Genomic DNA, 18,382 nt, shown 5'->3' with positions numbered 1-18,382 from the left:
GTGTGTCAGGAATCATGCGGGCTCGTCGGCCGATACGCCAGGGGGAGCCATGCCGGATCTCGATCCCGCCACCACCGCGCTGCTCACCGTCGAGTGCCAGAACGGCGTCGTCGGCGAGGAGAGCGCACTGCCCGAGCTCGCGAAGGAGGCCCGGGAATCGGGGATGCTGGAGCGGGTGGCCGCGCTGGCCGACGCCGCGCGCGGGGCCGGCGTACAGGTGCTGCACGCCGTCGCCGAGCGGCGGCCGGACGGGCGCGGGGCCAACACCAACGCGCGGCTGTTCCGTGCCGCCGGGAAGCTGCCCGTGCGCCAGATCGCCGGCACCGAGGCCGTGCGGCTCGCCGCGCCGCTCGCCGTGGCAGAACAGGACCTGGTGGTCCGCCGGCTGCACGGGCTCTCGCCGATGTCCGGAACCGACCTGGACGCCCTGCTGCGCAACCTCGGCGTCCGGACCCTGGTCGTCACCGGGGTCTCCTCCAACATCGCCATCCCGAACACCGTCTTCGACGCGGTGAACCTCGGCTACCAGGTCGTGGTCCCCGCCGACGCCATCGCGGGGGTGCCCTCCTCCTGCACCGCCGAGGTGATCCGCAACTCCCTCGCACTGGTCGCGACCATCACCACGGCCGAAGCGCTCCTCACGCAGTGGGCTCCCGCGGGCTGACCCCCGTAACCTGGGCGGATGCTGTCCGAAGTGATCGCGACCCGTTACGTCACGCCCTTGCGTGAGGGCGGCTCGCTCCCGGGAATCGTCGAGGCCGACGACCTCGGTACCTACGTCATGAAGTCCCCGAGTCTAGGGCTCTGAGCTGGGCTTTCGCCTTCTCGTGTGCCGCTGACCTGCGGTGCGGCTTCTTTCTGGGTCTTTCAGGGTCTTTCCGCCTTACGTGGCTGGAACTCCCCAGGAACTCCCCGGCTGGCCTCGGAACTCCCCAGCCACTCCCCAGCAGGTCGGCTCGGGCTTGGCCCAGGCGATCGACAGAGGCTGGACGATACAAGGGCCGGAAGCGTACTGAGCGTGAGGTGGAGTCGGAGGGCTGCGGGCGAGCGGTACACGTCAGCCAGCAGCTGCACCCAACGGGGGATCGCGAGGTCCTTCTGATAGGGCGCCAACCTGACAGAGCCGGCTTCCGCACCAGGGTGAGACCCTGGTGCGGAAGCCGGCTCTTTTGTGCCTGCTGCACTCGGTGAAGTCCGACTCGGCCCCGGGCACAGCCTTCGGGTTGGCCGCTTACGGTGATGATCGGGAGTGGGCTCCGGGACATCCCGCCTGCCGGAAATAGATCTGGCTGACTGCGCGTTGCCGGTAGGTCAATGCGGAGGGGGAGGTGTCGGGCCTGAAGTTGTTCAACACGAAGAGCGGCGTGACTGAGGTCGCGCCGCGTCTGGCTGAGGTCGAGGCCGATGTGCAGGACCTCATCGAGGCGCACATGCAGACCATGCTCGGAGTCCGGTTCCTGGCGAGCGAGTACAGCACCGGACCGGTCCACGGCGGCCGGGTCGACTCGCTGGGCATCGACGAGAACGGTGGCCCGGTGATCGTCGAGTACAAGCGGGGCACTGACGCGGGCGTGATCAACCAGGGCCTCTTCTACATGGCTTGGCTGCTCGACCACCGGGATACGTTCCGGCACCTGGTCCGTGACCGGCTCGGGGCTCACGTCGCGGCCCAGGTGCTGTGGAGCGCACCGAGGCTGATCTGCGTGGCTGGCGATTTCACCCGCTACGACATCCACGCCGTCCGCGAGCACCGGCACGCCATCGACCTGGTCCGCTACCGGTACTTCGGCAGCGAGCACGTCGGCCTTGAGACGGTGGCCTCCTTCGCCGGCCGTGCTGCGGCGCCGAAGGCCGGGAGCCGGAGTCGGGGTACGGCGAAGGCGCAGCGGACCGGGACGGAGGCCGGGGCCATGGCGGAGCTGGCCGCAGCGGTCGACGAGGTGCTGCTCGGACTCGGCGAGGACCTCACGAAGGTCTCGAACCAGACCTACACCGCCTACCGGCGCATGCAGAACTATGCGTGCCTGGTCTCGCCGAAGAAGGCCAAGCTGGTGGTCTACCTGAAGGCTGACCCGGCGACGGTCGACCTCGTGCCCGGCTTCGCCCGCGATGTGACGGGGCTCGGCCACCACGGCACCGGCGACCTGGAACTCACGCTTCAGTCCGAACGCGATCTGGAGCGCGCGGTCGAGTACTTCCGCCAGAGCTACGCGGTGGCATAGCCAGGCTGGGGAATCAGCGGGGGCGGCGTCCCGTCGTCTCTTCCCACCGGTCGCGGGCGGCTTCCAGGTCAGCTTGGGCTGTCTCCACGCGGGTGTCTTCGCGGTGTTTGGTGGCTATGGTGTCCACCTCCTGGCGGGCAGAATCCACCGCGGCCGTGTCTGCGCGTACTCTCTCCAGAGCTTCTTCTGCCTTCTCGATCGCGCGGGAGCGTTGCTTGCGAAGTTTGCTGCCAGCGACGATGGCATTTTGAAGGCGGACGCTGAACTGTCGGACAGCCTCCTCGGGGTCGTCGGTATCCACCGGGTGGAGCTCGGATTGGCCGTCAGGGTGAGTGACATATAGGTATGCCTTCTTGCCCGAACGGGCAGGCTCACAATGCGCGGCGATTCCCGCGAGGGGCAGTTGCTCCGTTCCGATATGCAGTTCGTGCTCGTATAGGGAGAGCGATCCCAGCGCGGCGAGTTGCTCGCCGCGGTGGGGGGCAGCAGAAGCCTGTCCCCTGCACCCCTGAAGGTGCCTGACGGGGTTAGCCGGTCCCCTCGGCCCCTGCCGGGCGACAGGCTGGGCAAGAGCCCCACGCCCCACCCGATGCGCTCCATCGCCCGATCCCTGGCCTGGAGGGGCGGATGGCTCCGCGAACGCGGAGGGGCGCGCCCTTACGCAAGGCCGTCGGCTCCACGGCAGGGTCGCGGCCGTGCCACAGGCAGGCGAGGGACGCTTCCCCGAACTGGGCCCGGCAGCCGGTGACGGCACGGGCCCGGCGCGACGGCGTGCCGCCCCGAGCGCGGGCTCGGTACTCCCCGCCGGGGCATGGTGTGGGTTCGGCGGTTACGCCTTGCCGAGGATCCGGTTGCCGGGGGCGTTGTGGTCGGTCGAGGTGAAGAATTCGATCGCGGCGGCAAGCCATTCCTCGAGCGTCAGTTCGCCGTCGGCGTTGCGGTCGAGTTCCCGGAAGATTTCTTCGGCTTCGGTGGAGGGGACACCAAGTGCCTGGTAGAGGGACTTGAACTCCTCGACGTCCACCATGCCGTCGTTGTCGCGGTCGGCGATGGCGAGGTCGGCCTCGATGGCCGGGCGGACCATGGCGGTGACTTGCTGGGGGCTGGCTGATTCGGCCAGGCCCGCCACGAAAGCCTGCTTGGAGATCCGCCCCGCGCCGTCGACACGCGCCAGTTCGGTGACAGACCGCCAGTAGTGCGCCTTGGACTCGCGTACGGCATGGCTTTTGGGCGAGGTTACGGGCTCCCCCAGGCCGCGGATGACGCGGCTGCCGAGCTCGGTGAAGTCCTCTTCTTCGATGTATCCGTCGCGGTCACTGTCCAGCAGGTCGAACCGGTGCTCGTACTTGCGGCGCAGCAGATCTTGGCTCATCACGAATTCCTTGATGCGGGGGATGCCGGGTGCTTCAGACATAGCTGGTAGGCATCGGGCACGCCCGCAGAACCGCTCGGGGCGGACCGGATGTCACCCTGCCGGGTCCGGATGCCCCTCTGCGGCGAGCCGCAGTCGCGGATATGGCACCGCGCCCATCAGGCTGGCCCGGCCCGGTGCTCGCGGACGTCGCCCGTCCCGAAAGGCCGCCAGGGGCTCTGAACGGCCTGGATGCGGCACGGTGACGGCATGCCCTGGACGGCAGCGCCGCTGCCCTGGACCATGCCGCTCCGGCCGCGGGCCGGGGACATTGCTATCCGGGCTTACCGTTGGCCCCACCGGTTCCTTCGGTGAGGGCCGCTCGGCTGTTCAACGCAGGTCCGCGGCTGGTCGGGCTGCGGGGCTGTGGTGGTGATCAGGTGGTCGACGACGTCGGTGAGGCGGGCGCGGTGGCGGTGGGCCGCGCGTTGGGCGTCCGCGCGGCTGCCCTGGGCACGTAGCCGGGACCAGAGCGTGTGGACGAGGTGGGTGTCGCCGTGGTGGTGGAGTGCGGGTTGCAGGTGGGCCAGGAGTCGGTCGATGTGCGTGGTGGCCGGCGTCAGGTGGCCGGTGAGGGGGTCAAGGCTGTGGCCGGTGATGCCGTCGCGGGCTGCTCGCCAGCCGGCGGCCCGCAAGAGTTCCGGGGCGGGTTGCGGGGCCGGTTCGCCCGCGTCGATGGCAGTCATGGCGGTCGCGGTCAGCGCTCTGACGATACCGGCGAGCAACGCGGTGTCCTCGGGAGTGGCGGCGGCGTCAGCTGCACGGAACTCGAGGGTGGGCTGGTGGTGGGAGGGGCGGATGTCCCAGTACAGGCCGCCGGAGTCCATGATCGTGCCGCTGGCGAGGAGGTTCGCGATGAGGTCCTCGAAGTGTGAGGGGGATTCGAAGTACGGCGGGGGGCCGGCGACGGGCCAGCGTCCCCAGGTGGTGGTGCGCCAGCTGGCATAGCCGGTGTCGCGGCCCTGCCAGTACGGCGAGTTGGCCGACAGGGCGATCAGAACGTGGATCCAGGGCCGCAGGTGATTGCTGATCTTCAGGGCCGTGGCGAGGTCGGGTACCCCGATGTGGATGTGGCAGGCGCAGGCGATCTGCTCGTCGTCCAGGGCCCGGAACATGGCGGCGCTGGCGGCGTAGCGGGGGCCGTCGGTCAGGGGTGGGGGGCCGGACGGGGAGAGGACGGGGGTACCGGTGGAGATGATGCGCAGGTTCTGGCGGGCGGCGGCGTGGGCGAGTGAGCGGCGGGTGGTGCGGATCTGGTCGGCGAAGTCGGCGAGGCGGGTGTGGGGGTCGGCGCGTGTCTCGACCTGGTAGCGGGTGAGCTCGGGGCCGACGCGGTCACCGAGGTCGCGGGCGGCTTCGGCCACGACTTTCTCGGCGTCGGGGCGCAGCTCGCGGGTGAGGGGGTCGACGAGGAGGAATTCTTCTTCGGCGCCGACAGTGAGCGGGGCGAAGGGGGTGAGCCGTGCGGCAGGGGGTGGGGTTCGGCCATGGCCGAGGGCTGGTGATTGTGTGACGGCCGGCGTGTGCCCTGTACTCGTCATGGTGGTCATGCTGGCACGGGCAGCGGGCGCGGGGCAGAAGGCGAAATCGGCAGTTACCTCAAGTGGACGGGGCATGTGCGTGCGTGAGGACAGGCAGGTGGTGGTCGCCGGCGGCGGACCGGCGGGGGCGACGGCCGCGGGGCTGCTGGCGCGGCAAGGGTTCGACGTGGTGCTGCTGGAACGCGAACGCTTCCCGCGGTATCACATCGGGGAGTCGTTGCTGCCCTCGCTGCTGCCGGTGCTGGACATCCTGGGCGTCCGCGAGACGGTCGAGCGTCACGGATTCGTCCGCAAGAGGGGGGCCTTCTACGGGTGGGGCGGCCAGGAGTGGGCGCTCGGCTTCGACGGCCCCGACAGGGAGGCTCCGTACAGCTTCCAGGTCATCCGCTCCGAATTCGACCAGCTGCTCCTCGACCACGCCCGCCACCTCGGGGCGGACGTACGGGAGGCAACCCGCGTACGCCGCATCGACCTGGAAGGGGGGCGGGCGGTGTCCGCGGCGTGGCTGGACGAGGACGGGAGCGGCGGGAGCATCGGCTTCACGCACCTGGTCGACGCCACGGGCCGGGCCGGAGTACTGGGCGCCCGACAGCTGGGGACGCGGCGGGTCCACGACGTCTTTAGGAACGTCGCCGTGTGGGGCTACTGGCGAGACGCCACCGCGCTGCCGCAGGCCCCGGAAGGCTCGATCGGCGTGTTCTCGCTGCCCGACCACGGCTGGCTGTGGGCCATCCCGCTCCACGACGGGACCCTCAGCGTCGGCCTGGTCACCGACAAACGCTCCTTCCAGCAGGACCGCGACACCCTCGGTTCCATCGACGCCGTCTACGAGGAAGCACTCGGCCGGTGCCCCCTGCTGGGGCGGATCCTCCACGGGGCCCGCCAGGCTTCCGCGCTGAAGACCGAGAGCGACTACTCCTACACCGCTGAAGCATTCTGCGGGCCGGGCTGGTACCTCGCCGGCGACGCCGCCTGCTTCCTGGACCCCCTGCTGTCCACCGGCGTGCACCTGGCCATGTACAGCGGGCTGCTCTCCGCTGCCGCGATCACCGCCGTCCTGCACAGCGAAGTCGAAGCGGACGCCGCACAGGCCTTCTACCAGACCGCCTACCGCAACGCCTACGAACGCCTGCTGATCCTCGTCGGCGCGTTCTACCGCATCCACGACGGCCGCGACGCCTACTTCCGGCAAGCCCAGCAACTCAGCCACCGCGACCAACGCCCCCTGCGGCTGCACGAATCGTTCCTCAACATCATCACCGGCGCCGAAGACCTCCACGACGCCCGTTCCCTCTCCCTCGCACATCTCTACGCCAAGCTCCGCAACCCCGTAGCCGGCCTGACCGGCCCGGGACTCAGCGGCCACGGAACCAGCCACATGCTCCCCCTGCCAACCACCCCCGACCACGCAGCCGCAGGCCACTACCTCACCCTCACCCCCTACCCCACCCTCCGCCCTGCCTGACACACAGCCAGCCCCCTGTATTGAGCGGGTGATTCGGGAGCCAGTCCGGCAACGGATTCGAGAGCCACCTCGGGCGAGGGGCACTGGTGCACCGGAGACTGCGCTGGCCCATGGCGTGGCCGTGGGCCAGCTAGTCCACTTGGATCTCTTCCGGCCGACGGCTCAGTCGTCGACAGCGAGCAGGTCGACGACGAAGTGGAGCGTCTCACCGGGTTTGATGGCGGGCGATGGCGAGCGATCGCCGTACGCAAGGTGCGGGGGAATCACCAGCTTCCGACGGCCGCCGACCTTCATGCCCGCTACGCCCATGTCCCAGCCCTTGATGACCCTTCCCGCCCCGAGGGGGAAGTCGAACGGTACGCCGCGGTTCCAGCTGGCGTCGAACTCCTCGCCTGTGGAGTGGGCCACGCCGACGTAGTGCACGGACACCGTCGAGCCCTTGGCCGCCTCGGCCCCGTTCCCCACCGTAATGTCCGTGATATCCAGATACGAAGGCGGCTCTCCCTCAGGAAAATCCATCTCCAGCCTCTCGAGCGCCACTCTCGTACTCCTCGTCCGGCATGGCCGACCCGTCGTCGGCGTCCACCACATAGTCCCCACCCCAGCCCCGCGAAACCCGGCTGGCGCGCCGTCACTCAAACGTGGACCAGCGACATGGGCCGCCGCGCGTCGATCTCATCGAGGAGAGAGCATTCACGAGTTCACAAACGGCTCCCGATCTCGCCGCCCAAGTGGCTCGCGTTCATCCCGCCGAAAACAAGCCCCGAACCCGGCCCGTGCGCGGACGCCTTTGCGGAACACCGCAGATGCCTCTGCCCGTAGCACGACGCTGCCAGCCCCGCCGCGAAGCGCGGGGCTGGTGACTGCACAACGGGTGGGCACCGGGGTTGACCGTGCACGCCAGATCGGCGCGGGCTGAAGCGACTCTGCCCGGGCCTTGCCCTGGTGTCCCACCCGCCTACGCGGCCTGCGCCGTTCCTACAGCACGGCGACGGTGAACGGTGCGTCCACGGCGGAGCCGGCGCTGTCGGTGAGCACGACCGTGATGGTGGTCGCGTCGTTCCCGCACCAGCTGTGCGGGTTGCCGATCGCGGTGATCATCGCGCGGTTGTTGTTGACCGTGGCCACGAGTGCCGCGTCTTTGAGGTCGATGTCCGGATCCGACACCTTGACGCAGAAAACTCCTGTGTTGTTGGCCTGAGCGGTGCTCCGCCTCGACGAGGAGACGTTCTTTTCAGCCAGCAGGGTGCCGACCGCGGACACCTTCGCGGCGGCCCGGGCGTATGGCGCGTACAAGTCCACCGCTGAGGCGGTACCGGCCAGAAACGGGACTGATGTCACGGCGGCGAGGACGAGCGCGAGGACACGGCCGGTCTGGGGCATGGGGGTTCGCATGGTTGTTTCCTTCTCGGCCGTCTGCCGCCGCGATTCTCGCCGGCCGGCCGGCTAGATCATCAGGCAGGACGGCGTTCCCACCGGAGCTGACCTGTATCGGCGGTCTCGTCTCCGGCAGGGCTGGTGCGGGGGTGGTCAGGGAACCAGGAGCGGGTAGTCGGCCGGGCCGCTGTTGCTGCCGGTGAACACGGTGAGGGTGTTCGCCGCTCCGCCGCACGCGATGCTGGGCTGGGTGTTGACGTAGACGGTCCACCCCCAGGGGCTGGTGCCCTCATGCCCGTACAGGGTGGCGACCGGCGTGCTCCGCGCGACCTTGATGTTCGCGGCATCGTCGAACGTCACGCAGTACTCGCCCGTGCTGGGCTTGGTGAGCGACTTGATTCCCTTGGAGATCGGGCGGCTGCCGTCCGCCTCCACCAGCGCGGACGCCGACGCGTACGGAGCGAACGCCTTGACCGGCGCGTCATCCGCGAGCGCGACGCCCCCCCGTCACCCCCGCCGCCACGACAGCAAGAACAGCACATCCCAGTACCGGCTTGGACAGCCTGATAGAACGCAATCTCTTCACAACCTCATCCCTCGGCGCTCCCTCCATCAGGAGCGGTTCAGGGGCATCGTTGCGGGCCACGCCACAGAGTGATCGTTTTCGCAGAGGCGCACACATCACCGGTGTCGCCGAAGTCCACCCGTCCAGCCCCCAGCAGCCTCTCCGGCGCGAGCCAAAAGACCGCGCAGTCCGCCCCGCCGGGCGCCGACCACTACACCGCCAGTCTGGGAAACTCTCGGCATGTGTCAGGGGGTAGCGCTACGGTTCGTGCATGTTCAGAAGTGGCCGCAAGAAGCAACAGCCGCTGGTGGCAGAGCCGCGCCGATCGGTGGATGACGCCCTCGATGAGGGCGTCCCCGCACACCTAGAGATCCCCTTGCGGCAGTGGGTTATGGCGATTCTGCAAGAGGACGAGGAGAACGCTCAGAGAGTTGCCCTGCACCTGCGGCTGCGTGTGGATACAGGTAGGTATGAGTACTCGCCTGCCAAGTTCCTGGCAGGCAGCACCACCGGCGAGCAGCTGCTCGACGTCATCAACACGATGCTGCGCTTTAGCGCACCGCCCAAGCCGGAAGCCGGTAGCCCGCGGGCTTACAGGTTCGACACAAGCCGCTACGTGCCCGGTACTGCCGATCGGAACAGAGCCATCGACGTTCTGCAGGACATGTTGACGCTTGGAGGCTCCGCTTACCGTGTGAACGATGCGCGGACCGGCTGGAGCTTCGAGTCGGCCCCACGACGCAGCAATCCCTGTCCCACTCGCTTGCCGCGTCCCGGACACCGAGCTGCGGGTCCGCTGCTGATCATCTGGCAACGGCCTGGCAATGTACGTACGGGCGCAACCCGGACCCCTCCAAGGCATACAGCGAAGCGATCAAAGCAGTGGAGTCTGCGGCCCAGGCCCTGATCGAGCCGAACAACACGAAGGCGACGCTCGGCAGCATGCTTGGGGAGATCCGCAACGGGCCTCAGCGGTTCACCACGGCAATTGCGGCTGCGGGCGCTGGCGACGATATCTTGCTGATAGCGGACATGATGCGTCGCCTGTGGCAAGGCCAAACCTCCCGGCACGGCTCGCAGAACGGCACCCGGCTCGAAACGCAGCAGGAAGCGGAGATGGCGGTCCACCTGGCCTCCACCTTGGTCCAGTGGTTCGCGGTCGGTTTGATCCACCGCGCCCCGTAGTTCCCAAAGCTAGTTCTCGGTGCCGCATCCGGGGTCGAAGCCCTTGAGGACCGGGCCGACTTCGGCTGCGGCCCCGCAGAGAGAGCACAGCCGGGTGCCCGGATGTAGTGCCGCGTCCAGGGCCTGTTCCAGGCTGAGCACCGGTGTCCCCGCCGGGGCCTCTGCGCAGTCAACGGCGTGGACGGCGCCCCGGCCGGGCCTGCGGCCGCTGGCCCTTCGCCAGCACCCAGCAGGACGCGGCGCGGCCCCAGTTCCCTCTTCCTTCACGACCGACGGCGGCTCCAGGTACTCGCCGGGGGACTGTGGGGGTGGGATACAGTGCCAGGTTCGGGCAGGTGGGCCTTGGGGCGGGTGGTGCCGGTGTGAGGCTGCCGGTGTCCTTTGCCGTGGGCGAGTTCGAAGGTGATGTCCTGGAGTAGGGCTGCGGGTGTGTGCGTCGAGAGCCGTATGGACCAAGTTGGCTGGTCGGGCGTGTTTCCACCCCAGACGGTCCATGCGTCGAGTGGGGTGCTTGGCCGTGAGGCGGCGAAGGTGTCGAAGCGGACGCCAGCGGGTTCCTCGCTGGGTGCGGTCCACTCCACCAGTCGGGCACTGACGGTCAGAGGCCAGCCTGTCTCGGCGAGGTAGCGGGTGGCCTCGGCGAGCGTCTTGTCGGTGACAGCCGTGGCTGGTCCCGGACCCCAGCCGTTGCCAGCGGCGAGGCTGTCGAGCAAGGCGCGCACGATATCGACGGGGGTGCTACGGGTGGCCGTGGCCTGCCAGAGGCGTTCGCCGACCGGGGACTCGTACGAAGCGATCGTCCAGGCGTCAGGCGCACCGGGATAGGCCTCGTGGAAGAACTGCACTCGCAGGGCCAGCGATTCGTGGTTGGCGATGGTGGTGCCGTCGGACCACGTGCGCACCTTCTCCCATTCGTCCTGCGAGGCGAAGAATCGATCAAGGAGGTCTTCGTGGTCGCCAGGGTCAGCGGCGTATACGGGCACTGCTTCCGGCGACGGCTCGCTGGGCGCGAGGCTCGGGGCCGGGGCCGCGTCCGGGTCCGGGGCCGAAGCCGGGGTCGGGGTCGGCCCATCGGAGGGCGGCGTGGTGATGGCAGCGACGGCAGCGCGCTCGATGTCGGTAACGGGGGCCGGCCCGGGGCGGACGGCGACAGAGTGCTGGCGCTGGAAGTCCGCCACTGCCTCGGCCTCGGATTCGTAGTCCGTGACCTCCTGGCGGAGATAGTCCTCGCCGTGCAAGTAGACGCTCCTGCCGCCTTGGTAGGTGCCGACAGCGACGGTCGTCCATCCGTCGTGGGCATGGAGGTGGATGGTGAGACGGCCGGAGGCGATGTCGTCGTGGATCCGCTGGGCTTCGGCACTGACCTCCCGGATCCCGTTCCGATCCAGATAGGGCATGGGGTAGTTGCCGTACGTCCACTCCGTGTCGATCTCCGTCTGGAGGGCGGAGTCGATCTCTACCCTGGCGCCCTTCTCCAGGAGCGCGAGGGCAGCCTGGTTGGCGTAGTAGGGCTCGTCATGGTCGATGCGTGCCAGCACCGCTGTTCGGTCATCGACCCAGTGGAAGTGGTACAGGGCGAGCAACTCGTGCGACAGGTCGCGGCCTACGCCGTGGTCGTTGAGGATTGCGACGACAGCGCTGCTGTGGTCGGGATGAAGAGCGAGGCGGACATGAGGAGCTGCGGGACTGGTCTGGGGCATGGGGCTCGGTTCTCGGGTCCGGTCAGCCGTGTGGCTGGCCGGACCCGCTCGGAGGGCGGAGAAGGAGTTACCGCGAGGCCCGCGATGAGCCGGCGACGCTGGTAGGGCGTGGGGCGGGCGGACCGGCGCGTGCTGCTGGGGCGGGCTTGGTGCGTGGGGGGCTGACGGACGGCGGGCGGGTGGCGTGCTGCCATCGGGCTCGGACGGCGCCGAGGTCGGCGAGTGCGCGGCGGCTGCCGGTGATCAGCTGGTGCAGGGTGTTTGCGGGGTCGTCGGTGTAGGCGTGGATGTGCAGGCCGGTGGTGTGGGCGTGGTGGAGGAGGGAGCGCTGCAGGATCTGCTCGCCCCAATGCTCCGGCGATCCGGCCGGGGCGGCGAGCATGTCCAGCACCTCCGTGGCGGTCGTCCCGGAGGCGAGGAGGCCATGGTGCTGGGCTTCCCAGAGCACCGTTACCGCGTCGATCGGATCGCCCCGGTGGGCGAGGGAGGTCATGCACCGGTACAGGACCCCGTGAAGGGGGACGGCGAAGTCCTCGGGCCGCAGCCACCTCATCTCGGGCAGGTAGACGGGGCGCGCGGCCGCCGTCGACAGCAGTAGCTGTTCCTCCCCGGCGGTATCGGTTCCGGGTGCGGTGTCCCGGGTCGGTGGGGGCGGCAGCACGGTGCGGGGGAGAGAGCCGGGGTGTGAGGGGAAGAGCCCCGTGAGGCCGTCGAGGACGGCGGCGACCGCGTCGGCACGGTCCAGGACGTGCGCGGCCGGGTTCGGCAGCGTCGGGTCCGTGGCTGCCTGGACGAGACGCTCCGCGGCGGCCCGGATGGTGAGGCGGGCCCTGTTGGCCACGATCATCTGCGCGTAGGCGGGTGCGTGACTGGGGTTGGGGCAGGCGTCGGTCAGGGTGTGGAGGTAGGAGGCTGTCAGTCCGCGGGCATGGGGCCGGGCGCGGTCGAGGAGGGCGGTGATCCATACCGGTTCCCGGGCGTGGACCTCCGAGGCTGGCGGGGTCAGCGCGCTCATTGCCGCGAAGAGGGCGCCGTGCATCGGGACGCTGAAGTGCTCGGGGCCGAGCGGGCCGAGCGTCTTGATCCGGAGGGGCTCGAGGATGATCGCGCCGAGGAGGGCCTGTTCGGCAAACCGGACGGGCGGGTCCGCAGGTATGTCGTCCAGGGCCAAATCTTCTTGCTGCGAGGCGGGGTTGGGCATCAGGCGGCCAGGGTGAAGTCGGAGCGGGTGAGGGTCTTGCCGAGGTGCGGGGCCAGCAGATGGGCCGCCAGTAGGGGCGGGACGGCGTTGCCGATCTGGGAGAAGGCCTGCCCCTTGTTGCCGGCCCAGGGATAGTCGGCGGGGAAGGTCTGCAGGACGCCCGCTTCGGTGGCGGTGATCCGGATCGACTCCGGCGCCGGACTCTCCTCGTCGGCTTCGAGGGAGTGGGGTTCGGCGACCCACACGCATTCGTTCGCGCGGTGTCCGAAGAACAGCGTCCCGGCGGGCTCGTTCGCTCTGCGGACGGTGGCGTTGGCCTGGTTGCTGCTGCGCAGGGACCAGGACCAGCGGTGCTTCCCGCAGGTGCAGATGGGGGCATCGGTGTCCGGCGGGCGCAGGCGGCCGGGACGTGTCCTGCGGCTGGTGCGCTGCCCGGGGGCGGGCGTCTTCCAGGTTCCGCGGTCGCGGGCGTCGGTGAGGGTCTTGCGGGCCCCGGAGGGGAACGGTTCGGGTCCGCCGCCCGGTCCGCCGCCGGCGCAGACGGTCGGGGTGGGCCGGTCGGTGGCGCCCCAGCCGAGGGCCTCGGCCATGGACACCCACCGCTCGCGGCCCGGCCCGAACAGGCTCTCCGGTTCGGCGGCCTGGGCGTGGGTCGGTGGCGGCGGTTCGGCGGTGCGGGTGCGGGAAGCGAGCAGGATCGCCCGCCGCCGTGTCTGCGGTACGCCGTAGTCGGCGGCGTTGAGGATCCCGGTCCAGACGGAGAAGCCCCAGCCTCGCAGGATCACGGCGTACTGCCGCCATAGCGGCAGGACGTCCGGGACCTCCTCCATGGCGATCCACTCCGGCTCGCCGACCGAGTGCAGGGCGTGGAGGTAGCGCATCGGCTCTGCGGCCAGCAGGCTCCGGGGGTCCTTACAGGCGGTCAGCAGCTGTGCCCGGGTGTCCCGTCCGGCGGCGAGGTCGGCGACGGCCTGGTGAACGAGAGGCTGGTCGACCAGCCCGAGCCGCTTGCCGGCCATGGACCACGCCTGGCAGGGCGGGCTCGCTATGAACCCGCGGGTGCGGCCGACCAGCGGCCACACCGGGTACATCGCCACATCAGTACGGATCGTCAACTGGCCAGCGCGGGCACGGGTTTTGCACGCCCACTCGTCCCACTCCAGACCGATGTCCCGTACGCCGAGGACATGCAGGGCATGGCTCCAGCCCCCAGGACCGGCGAAGAGGTCCACCACAAGCCTGTCCATCACGAGGCAAGCCCGAAGTCGTCCTGCTCCGGCTCCTCGCCCCGGCAGGCCCAGGGCGAGCACCCGTTAGCCACACCGTTTTCCAGCAGGTCGAGTTCGGCGGCGTCACGTTCCGAGCGGGTGACATGGTCGATCGGGGCCAGGTCGAGCGGGATACGGGAGCGATGGAGAAAGGCCTCACCCAGCAGCGGATTGCCCGACGCATTGGCCCTCGCGTTTCCCTTCCGGATTGCTGCGTCGAAGGCGACAACGTCATCCCATTCCGTTGGGGAGCTGTCCCTCAGACTTCGCCACTGAGCGTTTCCGTGGAACGGACACCCGAGGCAACTCGATTTAGGTGTATCTGCCAGGCCGGTGCTGGAAAGGTAGCGTATACAGTCGGCGCGGGACCAGTTGAGATCGCCGATCAGTGGGTGCCGATTGCGCATGTACTTGACGTCGGAATCCTTGGCGCGATGAAACTCATCAGTAGATATTCCAACCCACTGCTCGACGAAAAGACCCTTGGGGACCCGCTGCGGATAAGGGAATCCCAGCAGCTCGCGCACCTGTCGTTTAATCGGCTTAATTTTATATTCGCCCGTACATTGGCGCCTGGTCATTCCTGGGCGGCCGTCTCGGTTGAGAATATAGAGCGGCATAGAGGCGAATCTGCGCTCCGGGTTCAGGGCGTCATCTCTGATGTTCCCTGAGGAAACTCGAAGGATGGGTATACCGGCCGGTTTGGCCACCTCATGTTCCAGCCGGTCGAGGTGATCATAAACGGCCTGGGGTTCCCAGCCTGTGTCGGCAAAAATCGCGAAGTCGATTCGCGGGAGTATTCCTTCGGCGGAAAGTGCGAGACATCTTTCCCTGCGGGTTGCCTGCCTCGCGAGGGATCCCGACGGCTGCGCTGTGGCCTGCGACCTGCTGGTTTGTCCTGCTGTCACCCGATTGGGCGAAGAGTGAGGGAACTGCGACCAGGGTGAGGCAACTTCATGGATTCTGAAGTTCGAGTCCTCGGGGTGAACCGGCGGAGGTATGGCGTGTCGCTTACGGTTGTTCGGGAGATCCGCAGCCCTCACGCCCTGGCGGTCGAGGACCTTGACGATCTTGAGACCGATGTCCTTGCCGGGTACGTGCTGGCGCGCGCGGCGTCGGGCCTGGCGGATGGGTCGGTCCAAAAAGACGTTTCGTGTCTGGGGCAAATCCGTTCCTGGTTCGGTCGGCCGTTGTGGGAGATGGAGCCGCCTGACGCGGACAGGTTCTTCGGGCAGGTGATGCGGGGGACCGCGGTCGCGACACGCCAGCTCCGGGCGTTCTCCTTGTCGACGTACTTCCGGTTCATCGAGCTGCGGATGAAGTCGGAGCTCTACCGGCTGACGGGCCGGATCGCGGAGTGTCCGCTCGACGAGATGAACACCCCCTCGGGCCGGACCCGGATGGGTCTGCGGATCCCGCCTGAGGAGCATGAGGTCGAGCACCTGTTCGCAGGCTGGCGTGGGGACTTGGCGACATGCCGGAAGTTCGGGCCGGCGGCGCGTAACTTCGCGGCGGCCCGGCTGATGGCGAAGGTCGGCTTGCGGATCAACGAGGCGCGCATGCTTGACCTGAGCGACGTCAGGTGGGAGCTGGGGCGGTACGGCAAGCTGCACGTCCGGCACGGCAAGGGTGCCAGGGGCAGCGGTCCGCGCGAGCGCATGGTGCCGTTGATCAATGGCGGCGACGTGCTGCTTCGCTGGTACATCGAGGACGTGTGGGGGCAGTTCGATGCCGACCACTCCCGGCCGGGTGCGCCGCTGTTCCTCTCCGAACGCAGGGGGCGCGACGGCAGCAGCCTGCGCATGGGTGAGCACGCACTGCGTCTGGGGCTGGCCGAGGCGGCTGAGCGTCATCTTCCGGAGTGGGCGGGCAAGGTGACGCCGCATGTGCTGCGGCATTTCTGTGCCTCCCAGCTCTACTTGCACGGCATGGATCTCATGGCGGTGCAGGAGCTGCTCGGGCATGAGTGGCTGGTGACGACGTTGCGCTATGTGCATGTGCACCGGGGTTTCGTTGAGGAGTCGTGGGCCGCCGGACAGCGGCGGGCAGCTGAGCGTCTGGCGGGACTGGTCACGTGAGGGGATGTCGATCGTGAAGTGGAATCTGAGGCTGGCCGCGGCCAACCGCGGGGTCTGGAAGGCGAGTGAGTTGCAGCGGATGCTGGCCGACCGTGGGCTGGTGATCAGTGCGGGCAAGATGTCCGGGCTGTGGTCGGGGGATCCGGCGAGCGTGAAGCTGGCGGACCTGGACGTCCTGTGCGCCGTTCTCGGCTGTGGCATCGGGGACTTGCTCATCCCCGAGCCTGAGAAGGTGCCTGCCACCGGCGGTCAGAAGGAGGCCGTGGTCAGGGCGGCAGGCGAGAGGTTCCCGGGGCAGCGGCCGGTGCCCCGTCAGCGGGATGGACGGACGTTGCCTCCGCTATGAGCCCGTTCACGTTCCAGCCGTGCCCGAGGTGCGGCGGCAGCAGCCCGCGTCACCGCAACAGAACGGTGTGCTGGTGGTGCGTCCATCCCGCCGTGGGCCACGCGGTCTGCACGGTCTGCGGCGTCAGCGTGCAGCGCGGGGCCTTCTATAGCGCGTCGAAGTGCGCCGACTGCCACCCCAAGACCCGGAGCACCCGGCCTCGCAGTTGTCCTCACTGCCACGCCTGGGTCGTCAGCAAGAACCGTTACTGCGTCGCCTGCAGTGGCTGGACCTACCGGTTTCCCCAGGGGGCCTGTCTGACCTGCGGGGCTGAGTTCTTCCTGAGGGACGGATGCTGCCGCGCCTGCTGGGTGCAGGCCAGGCTGCTGGAGGGAACGGAGCTGGCCAACCCGGACGTCCGCATCGACCCGCGGGCCTACTTCCCGCTGATCGCCCGCACGGGTCATCAGCTGGAGCTGGGAGGGCTGAAGCGGACGTCGCAGCTGGCCTACCCGAAGTGGCGATACCGGCAGGACAGGCTGACGGCGGCTAGGGAGGCGCCGGCCTCCGGGCCGGGCCCGGAGGAACAGCTCCGTCTGTTCGAGGCGCGTCGGGACTACTGCCGCTTCGAGAAGAGTCGGCACGCCGACTACGCCAACCTCACGCTGATCGCGGGCCGCGTGGTCGCCGAGCGGCTGGCTGAGCTGCGTGGATGGACAATCGACGTGTGTCGGCTGACCGATCGCGGTCTGGTCGTCGTTCTCTCCGGCCACCAGGCGGGCGAGCGCGTCCGCTACCTCGACATCCTGCCCCTGGCAGCCGACCGCAAGGTGAACGTCGAACGTGTCGCGGAGGTCCTCGACGAGCTGGGCATCCTTGTTGACGACCGCCCCGACTCGTTCGAGTCCTGGCTCGCCGCCCGCAGCCAGGACCTGGCACCGGAGATCGCCGAGGACGTCCGTAGCTGGCTGCGGTCCCTCCACAAGGGAGGACCGCGGCACCGGGCACACAGCCGTTCCAGCACCTGGGGCAAGATGGCCGCCGTCCACCCGCTTCTGCTCCAGTGGTCCGGCCGCTACCAGCACCTCCGGGAGGTCACCCGGGACGACATCCAGACCGCGGTAGACGCCGTCTACGGACTCGAACGCAAAACACTTCTCAACGGCCTTCGCTCCCTGTTCCGCTACATGCGCCGCCGACGGCAGATCTTCCGCGACCCGACCATGGGCATCAAGGGCGGAACGTTCGAGCGGCCACCGATCATCCCCCTGCCCCGGCAGAGTTACACCGAAGCCGTTGCCGCCGCGATCACCCCAGCCCAGCGGCTCATGCTCGCCCTTACCGTCGTCCACGCAGCCCGCCGGCCAGCACTCAAGATGCTCACGCTCGACGACCTCGACCTCTCCAACCGGAAGATCACCCTCGCTGGCCACACAAGGCCCCTGGACGAACTGACGCACGGCCTGCTGATCAACTACCTCTTCTTTCGCCACCGCTCCTGGCCGAGGACAGCCAACCGGCATCTGTTCGTCACGCGTGTCACCTCTCACGAGATCGGCCCGGTCAGTGACTACTGGTGCCATACACAGTTCGCTGGCCTGAGTGCTTCCCTCGAAAAGATGCGAATCGACCGGCACTTGGAGGAGGCACTCGCCGGAGGAGGCGACCCGGCGCGGCTCGCGGCCGTCTTCGGAGTCTCCGAATTCACCGCCATCCGCTATGCCAAGGCAGCCCGAATGCTCCTGGAGGGTCCGCTGGAGACTGCCAGTCGGCCCGAACCCAGACCCTGACACCAGAGCAGAGGCACTGTGAAGGTTCGGGTTCCCGCTGAGCACCCATCGGAAAGCCTGAACTCGCAGCGTTCGCAGGCAGGACGACTGCACTCCGGCGCCCAAAGAAAGAATGCGGTAGCGAGGGTTTTCCAAGAGAGGGGATCCAGGGGTCGTGCGGGCACCGAAGGCGATCACGGCGCTAGGGGGCGGGGAGAAGGCCGGGCGGATCGGCGGGAGGCGGACCACGAAGCGGCGGCAAGGGAGTGCGCCGT

General features: G+C 68.7%; 18 protein-coding genes and 1 pseudogene. 8 read left to right on the top strand and 11 right to left on the bottom strand.

Features of this window, described 5'->3' with window-relative positions; genetic code table 11:
• Positions 1-49 precede the first annotated feature (49 nt).
• The 3 genes and pseudogenes from ACTVZO_RS08020 (at position 50) to ACTVZO_RS08010 (ending at position 2,222) form a co-directional block, all read left to right on the top strand.
• Positions 50-664: a cysteine hydrolase gene (locus ACTVZO_RS08020; protein WP_443297720.1), complete on the top strand. Its 615-nt coding sequence runs from the start codon at positions 50-52 to the stop codon at positions 662-664.
• A gap of 18 nt (positions 665-682) precedes the next feature.
• Positions 683-802 (top strand): annotated as a pseudogene (locus ACTVZO_RS08015) (HipA family kinase); the annotation flags it as partial.
• Positions 803-1,328: 526 nt separating this feature from the next.
• Positions 1,329-2,222 carry an endonuclease NucS domain-containing protein gene (locus tag ACTVZO_RS08010; protein ID WP_443297719.1) on the top strand — a complete coding sequence of 298 codons (894 nt, stop codon included), beginning with the start codon at positions 1,329-1,331 and terminating at the stop codon, positions 2,220-2,222.
• Positions 2,223-2,235: 13 nt separating this feature from the next.
• On the opposite strand, the gene ACTVZO_RS08005 is transcribed toward ACTVZO_RS08010, so the two are convergent.
• The 3 genes from ACTVZO_RS08005 to ACTVZO_RS07995 form a co-directional block, all read right to left on the bottom strand.
• Positions 2,236-2,523: a hypothetical protein gene (locus ACTVZO_RS08005; protein ID WP_443297718.1), complete on the bottom strand. Its 288-nt coding sequence runs from the start codon at positions 2,521-2,523 to the stop codon at positions 2,236-2,238.
• 528 nt (positions 2,524-3,051) lie between these two features.
• Complete coding sequence (locus ACTVZO_RS08000; protein ID WP_443297717.1) at positions 3,052-3,636, bottom strand: EF-hand domain-containing protein; 585 nt, start codon at positions 3,634-3,636, stop codon at positions 3,052-3,054.
• A gap of 281 nt (positions 3,637-3,917) precedes the next feature.
• Positions 3,918-5,174 (bottom strand): carboxylate-amine ligase, encoded by a 1,257-nt coding sequence (locus ACTVZO_RS07995; protein WP_443297716.1) that lies wholly within the window; start codon positions 5,172-5,174, stop codon positions 3,918-3,920.
• Positions 5,175-5,253: 79 nt separating this feature from the next.
• Between ACTVZO_RS07995 and ACTVZO_RS07990 the strand changes: the two genes are divergently transcribed.
• Positions 5,254-6,639, top strand: a complete 1,386-nt coding sequence (locus tag ACTVZO_RS07990; protein ID WP_443297715.1) for an NAD(P)/FAD-dependent oxidoreductase — start codon at positions 5,254-5,256, stop codon at positions 6,637-6,639.
• A gap of 162 nt (positions 6,640-6,801) precedes the next feature.
• Here ACTVZO_RS07990 and ACTVZO_RS07985 read toward each other — a convergent pair whose 3' ends face one another.
• From ACTVZO_RS07985 to ACTVZO_RS07975, 3 genes are all read right to left on the bottom strand, one after another.
• A complete protein-coding gene (locus ACTVZO_RS07985; protein ID WP_443303085.1) occupies positions 6,802-7,158 on the bottom strand; it encodes an FKBP-type peptidyl-prolyl cis-trans isomerase in 357 nt (118 codons plus the stop codon).
• Between the two features lie 459 nt (positions 7,159-7,617).
• Entirely contained in the window at positions 7,618-8,034 is a 417-nt protein-coding gene (locus ACTVZO_RS07980; RefSeq protein WP_443297714.1) for a hypothetical protein, read from the bottom strand.
• 135 nt (positions 8,035-8,169) lie between these two features.
• Positions 8,170-8,451, bottom strand: coding sequence for a hypothetical protein (locus ACTVZO_RS07975; protein ID WP_443297713.1), 282 nt, complete (start codon positions 8,449-8,451; stop codon positions 8,170-8,172).
• A 1,012-nt stretch (positions 8,452-9,463) separates the two neighbouring features.
• On the opposite strand from ACTVZO_RS07975, the gene ACTVZO_RS07970 reads away from it, so the two are divergent.
• Positions 9,464-9,766 (top strand): hypothetical protein, encoded by a 303-nt coding sequence (locus ACTVZO_RS07970; protein WP_443297712.1) that lies wholly within the window; start codon positions 9,464-9,466, stop codon positions 9,764-9,766.
• Positions 9,767-9,775: 9 nt separating this feature from the next.
• On the opposite strand, the gene ACTVZO_RS07965 is transcribed toward ACTVZO_RS07970, so the two are convergent.
• The 5 genes from ACTVZO_RS07965 to ACTVZO_RS07945 form a co-directional block, all read right to left on the bottom strand.
• Complete coding sequence (locus ACTVZO_RS07965; RefSeq protein ID WP_443297711.1) at positions 9,776-10,033, bottom strand: DUF6233 domain-containing protein; 258 nt, start codon at positions 10,031-10,033, stop codon at positions 9,776-9,778.
• Positions 10,030-11,466, bottom strand: coding sequence for a DUF317 domain-containing protein (locus ACTVZO_RS07960; RefSeq protein ID WP_443297710.1), 1,437 nt, complete (start codon positions 11,464-11,466; stop codon positions 10,030-10,032). Before ACTVZO_RS07960 ends, ACTVZO_RS07965 begins: the two co-directional genes overlap by 4 nt.
• Positions 11,467-11,533: 67 nt before the next feature.
• Positions 11,534-12,667 carry a DnaB-like helicase N-terminal domain-containing protein gene (locus ACTVZO_RS07955; RefSeq protein WP_443297709.1) on the bottom strand — a complete coding sequence of 378 codons (1,134 nt, stop codon included), beginning with the start codon at positions 12,665-12,667 and terminating at the stop codon, positions 11,534-11,536.
• Positions 12,667-13,914, bottom strand: coding sequence for a DNA cytosine methyltransferase (locus ACTVZO_RS07950; RefSeq protein ID WP_443303084.1), 1,248 nt, complete (start codon positions 13,912-13,914; stop codon positions 12,667-12,669). The genes ACTVZO_RS07955 and ACTVZO_RS07950 overlap by 1 nt, the downstream gene beginning before the upstream one ends.
• Positions 13,914-14,735, bottom strand: coding sequence for a hypothetical protein (locus ACTVZO_RS07945; protein WP_443303083.1), 822 nt, complete (start codon positions 14,733-14,735; stop codon positions 13,914-13,916). The genes ACTVZO_RS07950 and ACTVZO_RS07945 overlap by 1 nt, the downstream gene beginning before the upstream one ends.
• A gap of 204 nt (positions 14,736-14,939) precedes the next feature.
• Between ACTVZO_RS07945 and ACTVZO_RS07940 the strand changes: the two genes are divergently transcribed.
• The 3 genes from ACTVZO_RS07940 to ACTVZO_RS07930 all read left to right on the top strand — a co-directional run bounded on the left by ACTVZO_RS07940 (position 14,940) and on the right by ACTVZO_RS07930 (position 18,128).
• A complete protein-coding gene (locus ACTVZO_RS07940) occupies positions 14,940-16,013 on the top strand; it encodes a tyrosine-type recombinase/integrase (RefSeq protein ID WP_443297708.1) in 1,074 nt (357 codons plus the stop codon).
• Between the two features lie 13 nt (positions 16,014-16,026).
• The gene (locus ACTVZO_RS07935; protein ID WP_443303082.1) at positions 16,027-16,359 is read left to right on the top strand and encodes a helix-turn-helix domain-containing protein; all 333 of its coding nucleotides are present in this window, start codon (positions 16,027-16,029) and stop codon (positions 16,357-16,359) included.
• Between the two features lie 350 nt (positions 16,360-16,709).
• Complete coding sequence (locus ACTVZO_RS07930; protein ID WP_443297707.1) at positions 16,710-18,128, top strand: hypothetical protein; 1,419 nt, start codon at positions 16,710-16,712, stop codon at positions 18,126-18,128.
• Positions 18,129-18,382: the final 254 nt, after the last annotated feature.

Source organism: Streptomyces sp. IBSNAI002 (genome assembly GCF_052244475.1).
Classification (GTDB): Bacteria; Actinomycetota; Actinomycetes; order Streptomycetales; family Streptomycetaceae; genus Streptomyces.
The sequence above is the reverse complement of the archived record's forward strand: the minus strand, read 5'-3'. Positions and strand labels throughout refer to the sequence as shown.